At 70.9% G+C, this 16,265-nt stretch carries 13 protein-coding genes and 1 pseudogene; 9 read left to right on the top strand and 5 right to left on the bottom strand.

The genetic code is table 11. The features are described 5' to 3' along the window. Positions 1-144 precede the first annotated feature (144 nt). The 5 genes from pcaC (at position 145) to M2157_RS11070 (ending at position 4,364) form a co-directional block, all read left to right on the top strand. Entirely contained in the window at positions 145-1,443 is a 1,299-nt protein-coding gene (gene pcaC, locus M2157_RS11090) for a 4-carboxymuconolactone decarboxylase (RefSeq protein WP_280861640.1), read from the top strand. A gap of 33 nt (positions 1,444-1,476) precedes the next feature. Then, positions 1,477-2,112: an MBL fold metallo-hydrolase gene (locus M2157_RS11085; RefSeq protein WP_057608313.1), complete on the top strand. Its 636-nt coding sequence runs from the start codon at positions 1,477-1,479 to the stop codon at positions 2,110-2,112. A 30-nt stretch (positions 2,113-2,142) separates the two neighbouring features. Next, positions 2,143-2,922 carry an exodeoxyribonuclease III gene (locus M2157_RS11080; RefSeq protein WP_280861639.1) on the top strand — a complete coding sequence of 260 codons (780 nt, stop codon included), beginning with the start codon at positions 2,143-2,145 and terminating at the stop codon, positions 2,920-2,922. Positions 2,923-3,082: 160 nt separating this feature from the next. Next, on the top strand, positions 3,083-3,490 hold the full coding sequence (locus tag M2157_RS11075) for a DUF6278 family protein (protein ID WP_266509876.1): 408 nt from the start codon (positions 3,083-3,085) through the stop codon (positions 3,488-3,490). A gap of 127 nt (positions 3,491-3,617) precedes the next feature. Further along, the gene (locus M2157_RS11070) at positions 3,618-4,364 is read left to right on the top strand and encodes an amino acid ABC transporter ATP-binding protein (RefSeq protein WP_280865146.1); all 747 of its coding nucleotides are present in this window, start codon (positions 3,618-3,620) and stop codon (positions 4,362-4,364) included. A gap of 170 nt (positions 4,365-4,534) precedes the next feature. On the opposite strand, the gene M2157_RS11065 is transcribed toward M2157_RS11070, so the two are convergent. Together M2157_RS11065 and M2157_RS11060 are read right to left on the bottom strand one after the other, a co-directional pair. Beyond that, the gene (locus M2157_RS11065) at positions 4,535-6,100 is read right to left on the bottom strand and encodes a CocE/NonD family hydrolase (protein WP_280865145.1); all 1,566 of its coding nucleotides are present in this window, start codon (positions 6,098-6,100) and stop codon (positions 4,535-4,537) included. A 116-nt stretch (positions 6,101-6,216) separates the two neighbouring features. Beyond that, positions 6,217-6,975 carry a hypothetical protein gene (locus tag M2157_RS11060; RefSeq protein WP_280861636.1) on the bottom strand — a complete coding sequence of 253 codons (759 nt, stop codon included), beginning with the start codon at positions 6,973-6,975 and terminating at the stop codon, positions 6,217-6,219. Between the two features lie 144 nt (positions 6,976-7,119). Between M2157_RS11060 and ggt the strand changes: the two genes are divergently transcribed. Then, positions 7,120-8,916 carry a gamma-glutamyltransferase gene (gene ggt, locus M2157_RS11055; RefSeq protein ID WP_280865144.1) on the top strand — a complete coding sequence of 599 codons (1,797 nt, stop codon included), beginning with the start codon at positions 7,120-7,122 and terminating at the stop codon, positions 8,914-8,916. 31 nt (positions 8,917-8,947) lie between these two features. On the opposite strand, the gene M2157_RS11050 is transcribed toward ggt, so the two are convergent. The 3 genes from M2157_RS11050 to map all read right to left on the bottom strand — a co-directional run bounded on the left by M2157_RS11050 (position 8,948) and on the right by map (position 13,187). After that, positions 8,948-11,473 (bottom strand): ATP-dependent Clp protease ATP-binding subunit, encoded by a 2,526-nt coding sequence (locus tag M2157_RS11050; RefSeq protein WP_280861634.1) that lies wholly within the window; start codon positions 11,471-11,473, stop codon positions 8,948-8,950. Positions 11,474-11,594: 121 nt separating this feature from the next. Next, positions 11,595-12,374: a sporulation protein gene (locus M2157_RS11045; RefSeq protein ID WP_280865143.1), complete on the bottom strand. Its 780-nt coding sequence runs from the start codon at positions 12,372-12,374 to the stop codon at positions 11,595-11,597. A 45-nt stretch (positions 12,375-12,419) separates the two neighbouring features. After that, positions 12,420-13,187 carry a type I methionyl aminopeptidase gene (map, locus tag M2157_RS11040; RefSeq protein WP_280861632.1) on the bottom strand — a complete coding sequence of 256 codons (768 nt, stop codon included), beginning with the start codon at positions 13,185-13,187 and terminating at the stop codon, positions 12,420-12,422. Positions 13,188-13,211: 24 nt separating this feature from the next. Between map and M2157_RS11035 the strand changes: the two genes are divergently transcribed. The 3 genes and pseudogenes from M2157_RS11035 to M2157_RS49115 all read left to right on the top strand — a co-directional run bounded on the left by M2157_RS11035 (position 13,212) and on the right by M2157_RS49115 (position 16,163). Then, entirely contained in the window at positions 13,212-13,472 is a 261-nt protein-coding gene (locus M2157_RS11035) for a helix-turn-helix transcriptional regulator (RefSeq protein WP_266509887.1), read from the top strand. A 135-nt stretch (positions 13,473-13,607) separates the two neighbouring features. Further along, a pseudogene (locus M2157_RS11030) lies at positions 13,608-14,114 on the top strand (hypothetical protein); the annotation flags it as partial. An 855-nt stretch (positions 14,115-14,969) separates the two neighbouring features. Beyond that, positions 14,970-16,163, top strand: a complete 1,194-nt coding sequence (locus M2157_RS49115) for a hypothetical protein (RefSeq protein WP_348541829.1) — start codon at positions 14,970-14,972, stop codon at positions 16,161-16,163. Positions 16,164-16,265: the final 102 nt, after the last annotated feature.

Raw genomic sequence — 16,265 nt, 5'->3', positions numbered from 1 at the left:
CGGGCCCCGAGCCGTCTCTCGGACGCCGCATCCCGGCACCGGGTGAAGGCCGTGTGAGAGTGCGGCGGTGATGTTCGGGAGCCACGTGTGAGGAGCGGGGGCCCAGGGTCCGAAACGTAAGAAAAGGCGGTTAGCGTGGGGGCCGTGAGTGAGACGAAGACCCCCGCCCTCCAGTACCGCTTCGACGGCCCGGAAGACGCCCCCGTCCTCATCCTGGGCCCGTCGCTCGGGACCACGTGGCACATGTGGGACCGCCAGGTCCCGGAGCTGGTCAAGCAGTGGCGCATCTTCCGGTTCGACCTGCCGGGGCACGGCGGCGCGCCCGCCTACCCGGCGGGCTCGGTCCGCGATCTCACCGACCGGCTGCTCGCCACGCTCGACCAGTTCGGCATCCAGCGCTTCGGCTACGCGGGCTGCGCGCTGGGCGGCGCGGTCGGCATGGAGCTGGCGCTGCGCCACCCGGAGCGGCTCGCCTCACTCGCGCTGATCGCCGCCTCGCCCCGCTTCGGCACGGCCGACGAGTTCCGCCAGCGCGGGGTGATCGTACGGACGAACGGGCTCGATCCCATCGCCCGCACATCGCCCGAGCGCTGGTTCACCTCCGGCTTCGCCGCCGCCCAGCCCGCGATCACCGAGTGGGCCGTGCAGATGGTGCGCACCACCGACCCGGGCTGCTACATCGCGGCCTGCGAGGCGCTCGCCGCGTTCGACGTGCGGGCCGACCTCGCGAGGGTCGGTGTGCCGACCCTCGTCCTCGTCGGCTCCGACGACCAGGTCACCGGCCCCGCCGAGGCCCGCACCCTGGTCGCGGGCATTCCGGACGCCCGGCTCGCCGTCGTGCCCGGCGCCTCCCACCTGGTGCCGGTCGAGCAGCCCGCGGCCGTCACCGACCTGCTGGTCAGACACTTCTCCACCGCCTGGCAGCCCGCCTTCGACTCGGCCACCGGCCAGACCGCGATCCCCGCGACCCCGCTCCAGGCGGTCCTGACGGCCGCGCCGCCGCAACCGGTGGCGATCGCCGAGATCGCCCCGGCCGCCCCCGCCCCCCAGTCGGGGACCCGTCCCGACCCGTACGACGCCGGCATCAAGGTGCGCCGTGAGGTACTCGGCGACGCGCACGTGGACCGGGCGCTCGCTCAGGCCGACGAGTTCTCCGGTGACTTCCAGGAGTTCATCACCCGCTACGCCTGGGGCGAGATCTGGGACCGGCCCGGCCTCGACCGCCGCTCGCGCAGCTGCGTCACCCTCACCGCGCTGGTCGCGGGCGGACATCTGGACGAGCTCGCCTTCCACACCCGGGCCGCCCTGCGCAACGGCCTCACCCCGTCCGAGATCAAGGAGGTGCTCCTCCAGGCGGCCGTGTACTGCGGTGTCCCGGCGGCCAACAGCGCGTTCAAGGTGGCCCAGCAGGTGATCCGCGAGGAGACCACCCCCACCGAGTGAGCCGGGCGCTTCGCCCAGGGGCAGGATGGACCCATGAAGCTCACGAAGATGTCGCACTCCTGTGTCCGTCTCGAGAAGGACGGACAGACGCTCGTCCTCGACCCCGGGGCCTTCAGCGAGGAGGACGCCGCCCTCGGCGCGGACGCGATCCTCGTCACGCACGAACACCTTGACCACTTCAGCGAGGAGCGGTTGCGGACGGCCCTGGACGCCAACCCGGCCGCGGAGATCTGGACGCTGAAGTCGGTCGCCGAGAAGATCTCGACCGCCTTCCCGGGCCGCGTGCACACCGTCGGCCACGGCGACACCTTCACCGCCGCCGGCTTCGACGTCCAGGTGCACGGCGAACTGCACGCCGTGATCCACCCGGACATCCCGCGCATCACCAACGTCGGCTACCTCGTCGACGGCGGCCGGATCTTCCACCCCGGTGACGCCCTCACCGTCCCCGACCACGCCGTCGAGACGCTGATGCTGCCCGTCATGGCCCCCTGGAGCAAGATCTCCGAGGTCATCGACTACGTCCGTGAGGTCAAGCCGCAGCGCGCCTACGACATCCACGACGCCCTTCTCACGGACCTCGCCCGCCCGGTCTACGACAACCAGATCGGCGCGCTCGGCGGGGCGGAGCACCTGCGGCTGCAGCCGAGGGAGAGCACGGCACTCTGAGTGTCAGTGCCGCCCGGTAGGTTGTTCGGCATGCGCATCGCGACCTGGAACGTCAACTCGATCACCGCCCGCCTCCCGAGGCTGCTGGCCTGGCTGGAGAGCACCGGCACCGATGTGCTGTGCCTCCAGGAGGCCAAGATCGCCGAGGAGCAGTTCCCGTTCGACCAGCTGCGCGAGGCGGGCTACGAGGCGGCGGTGCACGCGACCGGCCGGTGGAACGGCGTGGCGGTGATCTCCCGAGTGGGCCTGGAGGACGTCGTCAAGGGCCTGGCGGGCGACCCGGGCTACGACGGCGCCCCGGAGCCCCGCGCCCTCTCCGCGACCTGCGGCCCGGTCCGCGTCTGGTCGGTCTACGTGCCGAACGGCCGCGAGGTCGACCACCCGCACTACGCCTACAAGCTCCAGTGGTTCGAGGCCCTCAGGGCCGCCGTGGCGGGTGACGCCGCGGGCAGCCGCCCCTTCGCGGTCCTGGGCGACTACAACGTGGCGCCGACGGACGACGACGTCTACGACGTGGCCGCCTTCGAGGGCCTCACCCACGTCACCCCGGCCGAGCGCGCGGCCCTCGCCTCCCTGCGCGAGGCGGGCCTGTCGGACGTGGTCCCGCGGCCACTCAAGTACGACCACCCGTTCACCTACTGGGACTACCGCCAGCTCTGCTTCCCCAAGAACCGCGGCATGCGCATCGACCTGGTGTACGGCAACGAGCCCTTCGCGAAGGCCGTCACCGACGCGTACGTCGACCGTGAGGAGCGCAAGGGCAAGGGCGCGTCCGATCATGCGCCGGTGGTCGTGGACCTGGACGTCTAGCCCTCGCGACAGGGTTCAGAGGACGAAAGACGCATAGAGGCGCCAAGGAGACATCGGCGGCACGTCGACGCGCCATGAGCGGACTCGGTGCGAAGCCGACCGGAAACGACAGCCCGCGCGCCTGTGGTGCATGCGGCCGGGTGAGTGACACGCTGGACGTATGAAGATCCCTTTTCTGGGCGGCCGGAGTGAGAAGCCCGGCACCCGCGACCCCGAGGGCATCGCCGAACTCCTCTCCGAGTGCGAGCTCCTGCGCTCCCACGCGTCCCGTTCGGGTGTCCGACTGGACGACACGGCGGCCTCGTTGGAGGCGCTCGATCAGCTGGTGCCGGGCTGGCGCGACGACGAGGAGATCCTGCTCTGGCTCGGCAACGACGCCGGGCTCTATCTGGGCACGGTCATCGTGCGGACCGTCCCCGGAGCGGCCTGGGATCTGCGCTCGGACGGTCAGCCCGTGATCCGGCTGGAGTCCGGCCGTGAGTTCGACGTCGTGGCCTCCGGACACGAGTGGGCCGCGAGCGGGGTGCCCGAGCTGTCCCAGCTCTACGCGGAGGTCGCCGAGGAGTGAAACCATGGCCGTAAGCGCGGCGTAAATACGGCTTATGACCGAAAAGTGCGTGTCGTTCCTCAAGCGCGATCTTGCCTCGATAAGTTGCGGCAACCACGACACAGCTGAGAAGTGAGTAGGGCTGGGTATGGCCGTCGTCGATCCGTTGATCGAACTGCGTGACGTCAACAAGTATTTCGGGGAGCTGCATGTCCTGCAGGACATCAACCTCACCGTCGGCAAGGGGGAGGTGGTCGTGGTCATCGGCCCTTCGGGGTCGGGCAAGTCCACGCTCTGCAGGACGATCAACCGCCTGGAGACCATCAAGTCCGGTTCCATCACGCTCGACGGGCAGCCGCTGCCCGAGGAGGGCAAGGCCCTCGCGAAGCTCCGCGCCGAGGTCGGCATGGTCTTCCAGTCCTTCAATCTGTTCGCCCACAAGACGGTCCTGCAGAACGTCTCGCTGGCCCAGGTCAAGGTCCGGGGGCGCAAGAAGGAGCAGGCCGACCGCCGCTCCCGCGAACTCCTCGACCGGGTGGGCCTCGCCGACCAGGCCGACAAGTACCCGGCCCAGCTCTCCGGCGGCCAGCAACAGCGCGTGGCCATCGCCCGTGCCCTCGCCATGGAGCCCAAGGCCCTGCTCTTCGACGAGCCCACCTCGGCCCTCGACCCGGAGATGATCAACGAGGTGCTGGAGGTCATGCGCCAACTGGCCCAGGAGGGCATGACCATGGTCGTCGTCACCCACGAGATGGGCTTCGCACGCTCGGCCGCCAACCGTGTGGTGTTCATGGCCGACGGCCGCATCGTCGAGGACCGAGCCCCCGACGACTTCTTCACCAACCCCGACAGCGAGCGCGCCAGGGACTTCCTCTCCAAGATCCTCAAGCACTGAGAGGGGCGCGGCCATGTCCTTGAACCTCGACTACGATGGTCCGCTCATCCCCACGGTGATGGCGACCGAGCCTCCCGGGTCGCTGCTGTCGGGTTGGGGGTCCCCCCACGGCCCTTGAACCGTAGGGGGCAGCAGTCACAGAGCCATACCCGCCCGGCGCCGGCCGGAGATCACTGCTCGCGCAGCGGAATCGACACGTACGACGGGTCGTTCGACGGCGAGGAGAAGGTCAGCTGGGCGCCGGACGGGTTGTGCTCGATGTAGAGCGGGTCGACCGTGTCGACCACCAGGGCCAGCCGGTGCCCTGCCGGGACGTCGTAGGCCGTGGAGAACAGCTCCAGGTCGACGCCGATCGGCTTCCCGGGCGTCTGCCCGTGGAAGGTGTAGGGCGCGTTGGAGACCAGCTTGCCGAGGCCGAGCGGCCCCACGTCGTAGAGGTAGGCGACGAGGGTGCCGCTCTCCTTGGTAGGTGTCACCGTGGTGTGCAACTTCGCGGTGCCGCGCACCTGTTGGGCGGTCCGGTACTTCTCCGACTGCCATACGGCGGCCCAGCGGCGGGGGAGCAGGGGGATCGAGGCGACCGGGGGAACCCGGGCGATCTGGTCGAGGATGCTGGACAGGAAGACGATCCCGCCGTCGGCGCCCGAGTCGACGTTGGTGTGGATCGTGGTCGTGCCCGTGAGGGCGACCTTCTTGCGGGTCGCACCGACCGACTTCCAGTCCGGGTAGCCCTCGTAGCCGCCTGTGGAACGGGACTTGAGCCGGACCGGCTCCTCGCGGTTGATCCCGTTGTCCACGCCCTTGAGGTAGTGGTCGAACCAGCGCTCGGTGTCGGTCCACACGTCGTTGGGCAGACCGAACAGCCCGGTCAGCTCGGCGGTGGCGTGGTCCCCGGGACGGAACTCCAGTCTCTTCGGGCCGGTCAGCTTCTCGTAGAAGTCCGCGTACTGGTTGGGCGGGAAGACCGTGTCGCCCCACGCGTTGGCCATCATGACCGCCGCGCCGTTCTGGTTCAGCTGGTCCACATATGTGGCGGCCGAACGTTTCTTCCCCCAATCGATCATCTCCTGCTCCTTCGACAGGTTCGACGCGTAGAAGTTGTCGAAGATCTGCCGGATTTCGGCGCTCTGGCGGCCGGTGACGAGGCTCGCGCCGTCCAGCAGGGCCCCGGCCTGGACGTGCTGGGTGCGGCCGGAGTAGATCGAGTCGATCAGGTCGGCCCAGCCGCTGAGAGACGCGACCGCCTTGACGCGCTTGTCCTTGGCGGCGGTGAGCAGGCTGATGCCGGCGCCGTAGGAGACGCCCGCCATCCCGATGTGCCGTTCGTCCGCCGGGGTGTTGGCGAGCGCCCAGTCGATGACCTTGGACGCGTCGGCGGTGTCGGGAGGGCCCGCCACCTCTATCTCCCCGCCCGACTGCCAGAAGCCGCGGACGTTGTAACTGACCACGATGTAGCCGGAGTTCGCGAGCTTCTGGGCCTGGGCGAGGTACTCGATCTGCGGCAGGCCCCAGCTCGTGGGCAGGACGAGCAGCGGGTAGCGCCGGGTGCCGTCGGCTCCGGCGGGCGAGATGACGTTCGCCTTGAGGACCGTGCCGCCGTCGCCGGCGATGTCGACGAAGCGGATGGCGTCCGCCGCCTGGGCGGTGGGGGCGAGTCCGAGGGCGCTACCGGCGATCAGAGTCGCGGAGACGGCGCCCACGGTGGTCGTACGCAGGGCCTTGCGAGGGTGTCCCACGGGTCACTCCCTACTCGTGTCACTGCAAAGTGACCAGACGGTAACCTCGACGCTTTACCGGAGGTAACCCGTCGGTAAGTTACGTGGGAGTAACGATTGTTGTGGTGTGAATCAATTCAGGAGGCGCGGTGGGAGTTACGTGGAGCAGCGGGCGCCGGAAGGGGGGTCTTGGCCTCCCGTGTCACGTCCGCGATCAGCTCCACGACGTCCGGCCCGTAGGCCCCGGAGTTGACCACCTTCAGCAGCAGCACGAAGGTGCTGTCGCCGTACTTGCGGGTCAACCGCTCCTGGTTGCGGGCCAGATAGCGGGTCGCCGCCTGGTTGGTGATCGCGGTCTGGCCGCAGAAGAGGAAGACTGGCCGGGCGCCGTTGCTCTGGTCGACGGTGAGCCGGGCGAGGAGCGCGTACTCGGACGTGCCGACCTCCACCCGGTAGCGCTCGGTGCCGACCTGGAAGGCGCCGCGGTCCGGGCTCGGCTCGGCGTCCACGTTCACGCGGACACCGGGCAGCAGGGACGAAAGGTGTGCGGCCATACGGCGGTTCGAGGCCGGTCCGCCCACACAGAACTCGGTGCGCTCGCCGAAGCCCTGTCGTGCCGCGTCGTGCGGAAGGACCTGGGCGTGTGCGTTGCAGTCCTTGATGAGCGCGGCGAGCTCCAGGAGGGCGAACACGTCGTAGCGCATCACCGCGAGGTCCGGGCCGCCCGCGCCGCGGTTCACGACCAGGAGCGACTCGGAGTTGTCCGGCAGCCCGAAGAAGGCCTGCTTGCGGCGGAGCTTCCGCTTCCACAGATATGTCCGGGCGAGCCAGCCGAGCGCGGCGCTGAGGCCGGCCGCCACCACACCCAGGACGATATTGCGCACGTCGTCAGTCATGGGCGCGCATGCTAGCGGGCCGACACCGTTGGTACGTACCGGTGTTCGAAGTGTGGCATTCGCATGACACCTGACCCGAAGAGGGCTGTCGGGGCCCCGGTGATGTGGTTACGCTGCGCGGACGGTCCTGGCCTGGAGGTACGGATGCGTCGCCCTGTCGCACGGAAACTGTCGGTCCTGGCGGTCTCGGCCGCCGTGGTGTCGGTGGGGGCGGCAGCGCCGCCGCAAGCCACCTCGACACCCGAGAAAGTACCCGTCGCCGTCGGCTACGGCGGTGCCGTCTCCAGCGTCGACGCGGACGCGTCCGCCGCGGGCATCGAGGTCCTGAGGAACGGCGGCAACGCGGTCGACGCGGCCGTCGCCACGGCCGCCGCGCTCGGCGTCACCGAGCCGTACTCCTCCGGCATCGGCGGGGGCGGCTACTTCGTCTACTACGACGCCAAGTCCCGTAAGGTCCACACGATCGACGGCCGCGAGACGGCACCACTGACCGCCGACTCCGACCTCTTCCTCGAGAACGGCAAGCCGCTCGCCTTCGCCGACGCCGTCAGCAGCGGACTGAGCGTCGGCACCCCGGGCACGCCGGCCACCTGGGCCACGGCGTTGGACCAGTGGGGCAGCAGATCGCTCGGCAACGTCCTGAAACCCGCCGAGCGGATCGCCCGTCAGGGCTTCGTCGTCGACGACACCTTCCGCTCACAGACCGCGTCCAACGAGACGCGGTTCCGCTACTTCCCGGACACGGCGAAGCTGTTCCTCCCGGGCGGGCAGCTGCCGGTCGTCGGCTCCACCTTCAAGAACCCCGATCTCGCCCGCACCTACGCGGAGTTGGGCCGCAAGGGCGTCGGCGCGATCTACCGCGGCGACCTCGGTGACGACATCGTCGACACGGTGAACAACCCGCCGGTGGATCCGGCGTCAGGGTGGAACGCGCGTCCGGGAGACCTGACCGAGAAGGACCTCGTGGCCTACCGGGCCAAGCTCCAGAAGCCGACCAGCACCTCGTACCGGGGGCTCGGCGTCTACTCCATCGCGCCCTCCTCCTCCGGCGGCACGACGGTCGGTGAGGCCCTCAACATCCTTGAGAACACCGACCTCTCGAAGGCGAGCGAGGTCCAGTACCTGCACCACTACATCGAGGCCAGCCGGATCGCCTTCGCGGACCGGGGGCGCTGGGTCGGCGACCCCGCCTTCGAGGACGTACCGACGAAGGAGCTGCTGTCGCAGCGGTTCGCCGACTCGCGGGCCTGTCTGATCAGGGACGACGCGGTGCTCACGAGCCCGCTGGCGCCGGGGGACCCGCGCGATCCCGCGGCCTGCGCGGACGGGGACACGGCGGCTCCGACGACGTACGAGGGGGAGAACACCACGCATCTGACGGTGGCCGACAAGTGGGGGAACGTCGTCGCCTACACACTGACCATCGAGCAGACCGGTGGCAGCGCGATCACCGTGCCCGGGCGGGGGTTCATTCTCAACAACGAGCTGACGGACTTCTCCTTCGCTCCCGCCAACCCGGCTGTTCACGACCCGAATCTGCCCGGCCCCGGCAAGCGGCCGCGCTCCTCCATCTCGCCGACCATCGTGCTCGACCGGCACAACAAGCCCGTGGTGGCGCTGGGTTCGCCCGGTGGGGCGACCATCATCACGACCGTGCTGCAGGTGCTGACCGAGTTCGTGGATCGTGGACTGCCGCTCGTGGACGCGATCGCCGCGCCGCGGGCGAGTCAGCGCAATGCCGCGCAGACCGAGCTGGAGCCGGCGCTGTACAGCAGTGGGGTGCGCTCTCAGCTGGAGGCGATCGGGCACTCGTTCAAGCTGAACCCGGAGATCGGGGCGGCGACAGGGGTGCAGCGGCTGCCGGGCGGGAAGTGGCTGGCGGCCGCCGAGACCGTTCGCCGGGGCGGCGGATCCGCGCAAGTGGTGTACCCCGCGCCGTAGTTGTCCGTAGGTGCGCGGGCCAGTGGCGCACCTACGGAGTCTCCTCCTTGAACGTCAAGCCGCCTGCCTCCGTGTCCACCGTCACCCGGCCGCCGTCCGCGATCCTGCCGTCCAGGAGCAGGCGGGACAGCCGGTTGTCGACCTCCCGCTGGATCGTGCGGCGCAGCGGGCGGGCGCCGTACTCCGGCTGGTAGCCGCGTTCGGCGAGCCAGTCCACCGCGCTGTCGGTGAAGTCGACCGCGACGCCCTGGGCGTGGAGCAGGCGGCGGGTCCGCTCCAGCAACAGCTTGGTGATCTCGCGCAGTTGATCACCCGTCAGCTGGCGGAAGACGACGATCTCGTCGATGCGGTTCAGGAACTCGGGGCGGAAGTGCTCGCGCAGGGGGCGCAGGATCCGCTCTCGGCGGGCCTCCTCGTCCGAGTCCGCTCCGCCCGGCCCGAAGCCGATGCCCGCGCCCCTGCGGGTGATCGCCTCCGAGCCCAGGTTGCTCGTCATCACGATGACGGTGTTGGTGAAGTCGACCGTGCGGCCCTGGGAGTCGGTCAGCCGTCCGTCGTCGAGGACCTGGAGAAGGATGTTGAACACGTCAGGGTGGGCCTTCTCCACCTCGTCCAGGAGCAGCAGCGAATAGGGGTGCCTGCGGACCACCTCGGTGAGCTGGCCCGCCTCCTCGTGGCCGACGTATCCGGGCGGGGCGCCCACCAGACGGCTGACCGTGTGCCGCTCCTGGTACTCGCTCATGTCCAGCCGGACCATGCGTTCCTCGCTGCCGAACAGGGACTCGGCGAGGGCGCGGGCCAGTTCGGTCTTGCCGACGCCCGTCGGGCCGAGGAAGAGGAAGCTGCCGATCGGGCGGTCCGGGCTCGCGAGGCCCGCGCGGGAGCGCAGCACGGCGTCCGAGACGACCCGTACGGCCTCGTCCTGGCCGATCACCCGCTCGTGCAGGTGCTGCTCCAGGCCGAGCAGCCGGTCCTTCTCCTCCTCGGTGAGGCTGCTGACCGGGATGCCCGTCAGCCGGGACACCACCTGGGCGATGGCCTCCGTGGTGACCTCCAGGTGCTGGCCCTCGTCGGCCTCGTCGTGCCCGGTGGCCTCGCCGATCCGCTGCTTCAACTCCGTGATGCGGTCGCGCAGTTGTGTGGCCTGCTCGTACTGCTCGTCGGCGACCGCCTGGTCCTTGTCCCGGGTCAGCTGCTCGACCTCGCGCTCCAGGGCCCGTACGTCGGTGCCTTTGGTCCGCGCGCGAAGGCGTACCCGTGCCCCCGCCTGGTCGATGAGGTCGATCGCCTTGTCCGGCAGACGGCGGTCGGGGAGATAGCGGTCGGACAGCTCCACGGCGGCCACCAGTGCCTCGTCGGTGTAGCGGACCTGGTGGTGGGCCTCGTAGCGGTCGCGCAGCCCGCGCAGGATCTCGATCGCGTCCGCCGCGGTGGGCTCCGGCACCAGGATCGGCTGGAAGCGGCGGGCCAGGGCCGCGTCCTTCTCGATCCTGCGGAACTCCTCCAGCGTGGTCGCGCCCACGATGTGCAGCTCGCCGCGGGCCAGGGCGGGCTTGAGGATGTTCCCGGCGTCCAGCGAGCCGCCCTCGCCGCCCCCGCCCGCGCCGACGACCGTGTGCAGCTCGTCGATGAAGACGATCAGCCGGTCGGAGTTGTCGCCGATCTCGCCCACGATGTTCGTCAGGCGCTCCTCGAAGTCGCCCCGGTAGCGGGTGCCGGCCACCACCCCGGTCAGGTCGAGGGCGAAGACCCGACGCCCGGTCAGCACGTCGGGCACGTCCCCGTCGACGATCCGCTGGGCCAGGCCCTCCACGATGGCGGTCTTGCCGACGCCCGCGTCGCCGATGAGCACCGGGTTGTTCTTGCCACGCCGGGACAGCACCTCGATGGTCTGCTCGATCTCCTCGTCCCGTCCGATCACCGGGTCGATACGGCCCTGGCGGGCCAGGTCGGTGAGATCGCGGCCGTACTTGTCGAGCGTGGGCGTGCCCGTGCTGCGCGGTGCCTCGCCGCGGGGCTGTCCGGAGTCCGGGGCCGTCTCGGGAGGCAGACCGGTGGAGGCGAACCGGGCCGAGTTCAGGATGTGCCCGGCGGCCGAGTCGGGATTCGCGGCCAGGGCGCTCAGGACGTGCTCCGGGCCGATGTAACCGGCGCCCCGGGCCCGGGCCAGGTCGTGTGCGTCCAGCAGGGCCCGCTTGGCGGCCGGGGTGAGGGACAGCGAGGTGGGTGGAGGGGCCTCTTCCGGCTGGTGCTGGACGGGGCCGGAGCGTTCGTCGATCTCCGAGGCGAGGGAGTCGGGATCGGCACCCGCCCGGCTCAGCAAGGTCCGGGTCGGCTCGGCGGCGAGCGCGGCCCGCAGCAGGTGCTGGGTGTCCAGATCCCGGCTGCCGTGCTCGGCGGCGTACTGGGCGGCGCCCCGCACCAGCTCCCGGGCCGGCTGGCTCAGCAGCTGGCCGATGTTGATCTGCCGGGGGCCGGGACGCGGTCCGCCGAAGAAACGGGCGAGAAACTCTCCGAAGGCGTCATAGCCTTCCGGTCCGCTGAATCCGCTGGTCATGGCGTTCCCATCCGGCATCCCCGCGCGGGCCGGGGATCCCCTCGCTGATCGACGTGACGGGGTCGGGTAACCCGGGTGTCAGCCGGTTACACCTTCGCACGGATGGGGGAGTGGGGCACTTTCAGCGGTCGTCGAGCAACGCGAGCTCGCCGAGGGTCTTGCGGATCTGCGGGCGCCAGTCGACGTGGCCGGCCTCGTGGTGGGCGGCGGTGAAGCGGCGGGCCGGGGGTTTGCTGTCCCAGTCGCGCACATCGGGTGCGGCGCGCCGCACATGGATCAGGGCCCCTACGACGTTCGTCTGGAAGACGACCTCCAGCTGCGCAGGCCGCCCCGGACCGGGCGCGCGGTCGGCAAGGACGAAGGCCTGGTGGAAACCCCGGTGCTGTTCAGTGTTCGGGACGTAGGAATCGACGACGTACGCGGAGTCGCAGTAGTACCCCTCTTCCGCGAAGGCGTCCATGACGGTCTCGTGCAGGGGCAGGGCCGAGATGCGCAGCAGGTCGTTGTCGACGTCGGTGGGGTCATGGTTCCAGTCGCGGTAGAGCTGGCTCTTCACCGAGAGCACGACCCCCAGAGCCTGGCCGCCGAGCTCACTCACCGGTGTCTCCCAGGAGAGCCGTTCCGCGAAGGTCAGTCGCTTCTCCTCGCCCTTGCCCAGGGTGAAGTTCGACGGCCTGGCGGAGCAGGTGTCGAACTCGTAGTCGCGCTCCTCGCCGTCGTAGCCCGTGCAGCGGGCGGAGATGCGCAGGTAGACGGAGTGGAGGGGCATGTCGCGCGACCCGCCCCTGAGGATGACCTCGCCCCGCACGTCCCCGCCCGGATACACCGGCCCCAGGATCTGTGTGTCGACCTCGATCGCCTCGTCCGGATCCCCGATCCCGAACAGCCGCTTGAACCCCACGTACGCCCCTCCCCGAGCCCGCCATGATCAGGGAGGCAGGTTAACTCAGCGGGCCGTCAGGACGCGTGGGCCCGCCTCCGTGATCGCCACGGTGTGCTCGGTGTGTGCCGCCCGCGAACCGTCGTTGGTCTTCAGCGTCCAGCCGTCCGGCGCGGCGTGGTACTCGTCGGTGCCGCCGGCGATGAGCATCGGCTCGATCGCGAGCACCATGCCGTGCCGCAGTGCCAGGCCCCGTCCCGGGCGCCCTTCGTTCGGCACCGGCGGGTCCTCGTGCATACGGCGGCCGATGCCGTGTCCGCCGAAGTCGTCCATGATGCCGTAGCCGCCGTCCCGGCACACCGTGCCGATCGCGTGCGCGATGTCCCCGATGCGGTTGCCCACGACCGCCGCCGCGATCCCGGCGGCCAGCGCCTGCTCCGCGGTCTCGATCAGCCGGACGTCGGCGGGGCGCGGCCTGCCGACCGTGAAACTGATCGCCGAATCACCGGCCCAGCCGCCGAGTTGGGCCCCGCAGTCGATCGAGACGAGGTCGCCGTCGCGCAGCCGGTAGCCGGTGGGGATGCCGTGCACGATCGCGTCGTTCACGGAGGCGCAGATGACTGCGGGGAAGGGGGTGGTGGCGAAGGTGGGGCGATAGCCGAGGAAGGGCGAGGACGCCCCGGCCTCCCGCAGCACCCCATGTGCCACCTCGTCCAGCTCCAACAGGGAAACACCCACGTCAGCGGCTTTTTGTACGGCGGTCAGGGCGCGCCCGACCACCTGTCCCGCCTCGTACATGGCCTCGATCGATGTGTCTGTCTTCAGCTCCACCATGCCAATTACTATACCGGTATTAGAATGGGTGCCATGGTGCGCACTCCTCTCACACCCGAAGAACACGAACGCGGCGAGCGGCTCGGCCGGCTGCTGCGCGAAGCCCGTGGGCCCCGCAGTATGGCGGAGGTCGCGGCGAGTGCCGGGATCTCCCCGGAGACCCTCCGGAAGATCGAGACCGGGCGGGCTCCCACCCCGGCGTTCTTCACGGTGGCCGCGCTTGCCCGGGCCCTCGGGCTGTCCATGGACGAGCTGGCCGGACTGTGCGAGTTGGCGGGCGTGTGACGGAAGTTCGCTCACCGGTCCGGGGCCGCGTCGGGAGGCTCCTGCTGCTCCTTTGCAAACTGGCTGTAGCCCGTTCGTAACACTGCTGGTGTTGCCTTACGGACCGGAGTGCTCCGGTCTAACGGGAGTTGAGCGATGGCAGTGGATCAACTCCCGGGGCGGCTGCGGGAGTTCGTGGCCTACCTGGACGGTTTGCTCGCGCGCCTGGACCAGGGCGGCGGCTGGTGCGCGGTGTTCTGGCAGCGCGACCCGGACGGTATGCAAGCCTGCCTCGACGGTCGAGAAGTGCCGCCCTGGGACGTGGTCGAGTCGCTCCTGCAGGACCTCTCCGCGGAGTACGGCCCCGAGGTGGCCCATGTCGAGGCGGAGCGGGCCCGGCTCCTGCACGCCGCCGCCCAGACCGCCCACGACGCCCGCCCCGGCGGCCGGGACGCCCTCGGCGACCGCTTCGACGTCATGCTCCGCGAACAGCGCTATGCCGCGGAACGGCAGGCCGAACTGGGTCGCATGCTCGCCACCGCCACCACCCAGGAGGAGGCCGACGCCATCCGCCTGGACCTCGCCTGGGCCCGCGACGACCACGAGCGCGCGGTCCGACGCTGCGCCGAACTCCAGTCCCGCATGGCCGAGTTGGACGGCAGGTCGATGGGCGGCCGGGGCCGGGCGATCCGGCGGGGGCAGGTCGCGGACGGTGGAGTGTTCCGGGGGACCCACGGGGACGGTGGCGACGCGTCCGGGGGGAACGGGCATGTGCCCGGCGGCGCCGGGGGCGGCTACGGGGGTGACGTGGCTGGGGTTGCTCGGCGTGGGACGGGCGGCACCGGGGCCGGTGGGCGTGAGTTGGGTGGTTACGGGGGTGACGCCGGTGAGGTCGACGGGCATGGAGCGGGCGGTACCGGGGCCGGTGGGCGTGAGTTGGGTGGTTACGGGGGTGACGCCGGTGAGGTCGACGGGCATGGAGCGGGCGGTACCGGGGGCGTTGGACGTGGGTTGGGTGGTTACGGGGGTGACGCCGGTGAGGTCGGCGGGCATGGGGCGGGTGGTACTGGGGCCGGTGGGCGTGGGCTGGACGGTTACGGGGGCGAAGTCGCTGGGGTTGGCGGGCACATAGCCGGTGACACCGGGGTCAGGGGGCGTGAAGCCGGCCACTACGGGGATGCCGCGACTGGCTTCGGCGGCCACGAGCCCGGCGTCCGCGGAGCCGACGGCCGAGGCGCCGAGTTCCCGAACATGCCCCAGCAGCGCGACACCACGTCGACCGCAGGCACCGAAGCGACCCATGGCGGACACACCGAGCAGTGGCCGGGCTCCACCGAAGCGGCCCGCTCTGGGCACGCTCCGCAGCGGTCGGCTCCTGCCGGTGTGGAGGGTCCGGGGCGCACACCGCGCTGGTCGGGTGGAGCCGAAGCCCTTCGCTCGGGGCACGCTTCGGAGAGGTCGGCTCCTGCCGGGGAGGACGGCGGGGGGCACGCCCCGCGATGGTCTACCCCCGCGGATGTGGACGGTTCGGGACGCACCTCGCAGTGGTCGGATTCTGCTGACGCGGCTCGTCCGGGGCGCACCTCGCAGTGGTCCGATTCCGCCGACGCGGCCCGTGCGGGGCGCACCTCGCAGTGGTCCGACTCTGCCGACGCGGCCCGTCCGGGGCGCACCTCGCAGTGGTCCGACTCCGGCGACGCGGTCCGTCCGGGATACAGCTCGCATTCCGCCGCTCCCGCCGATGGAACTCGCCCCGGCCCGCACCAGCACAGCCAGGCCGACGAGCCCCGCACGACGTACGCCCCGTATCAGCAGGCCCCGCCCGCAGCCGCCCACTCCGACCGCACACCCCAGCCAGACGCCGAGGCTCCGTATCAGCAAGCCCCGCCCGCAACCGCCCGCACACCCCAGCAGGACACCCAGGCCCCGCAACAGCCGACCCCCGCCGCCCAACCGCCGGCGGCCGCCGCTGCCACGAACAAGCGCAAGCGCCGTCGTGGCAGTGCCCGTTTCGCCGGTATGGCCGAGGAGGGCGGCGCCCCCGTCGTCGTACCCCCGGCAGCCGTGCCCGATCTGCCCACCGGGCCCCTGTCGAAGGGGCGCACCCCGCGCGGGGCCCGTTTCGCCGGGGCCGCGGAGGCGGCGGAGGAACGGTCGGAACTGTGGGCCGAGTCGCCGGACGTGGTCGCCCGGAGGGAAACCGCAGACACCATCGCGACGCTGATGCGGCTGCGCGCGGAGGGACGGACCGGTGAGGCGCACGCGCTGCTCGCCGAGGTCGCCCACTGGCCCGCCGACCGTTTTCCGCTGCTCGCCGCCGAGCTGCAGCGCGCCGGGCTCCGCGCCGACTGGGCGACCCTGCTGTGGGAGGCCGCCTCGCTGCCCGCCGACCGGCTGGTGGCGGCGGCCGACGCGCTGGTCGCGGCCGGGCGGAGCGCGGACGGGGAACAGGTGCTCCGGCAGGGCGTCGCGCGCCCCGCCGGTGAGATCGGCGCCGCCGTGCTCGCGCTGGTCGCCGAGGGCCGTCGTCGTGAGGTCTCCGCGCTCCTCGACGCCTACGTCCGGGTCCGCACCCCCGAGGAGGCCGCCCGCAGCGCCGAGCCCGGCCCGCAGACCCTCGTACCGCTCCTGCTGGCCGCCGCGCGTGGTGTCTCGGACGAGCGGCACTGGGACCTGGTCCACGCCCTGCGGGTCGCCGGATTCTCCGCCTGACAGGTTCCCCACAACCCTTTGACCGGCCACGCCGCTCCTCCACTGGAGTGTGAAACGTGATCGACTTCGCGGGTTAACGACGATGGTCTTGGCAAGCCTCTC

Origin of the sequence: Streptomyces sp. SAI-127 (assembly GCF_029894425.1) — a bacterium.
Taxonomy (GTDB): Bacteria; Actinomycetota; Actinomycetes; order Streptomycetales; family Streptomycetaceae; genus Streptomyces.
Note: the sequence above shows the minus strand (reverse complement) of the source record. Positions and strands in the feature narration are given on the sequence as shown.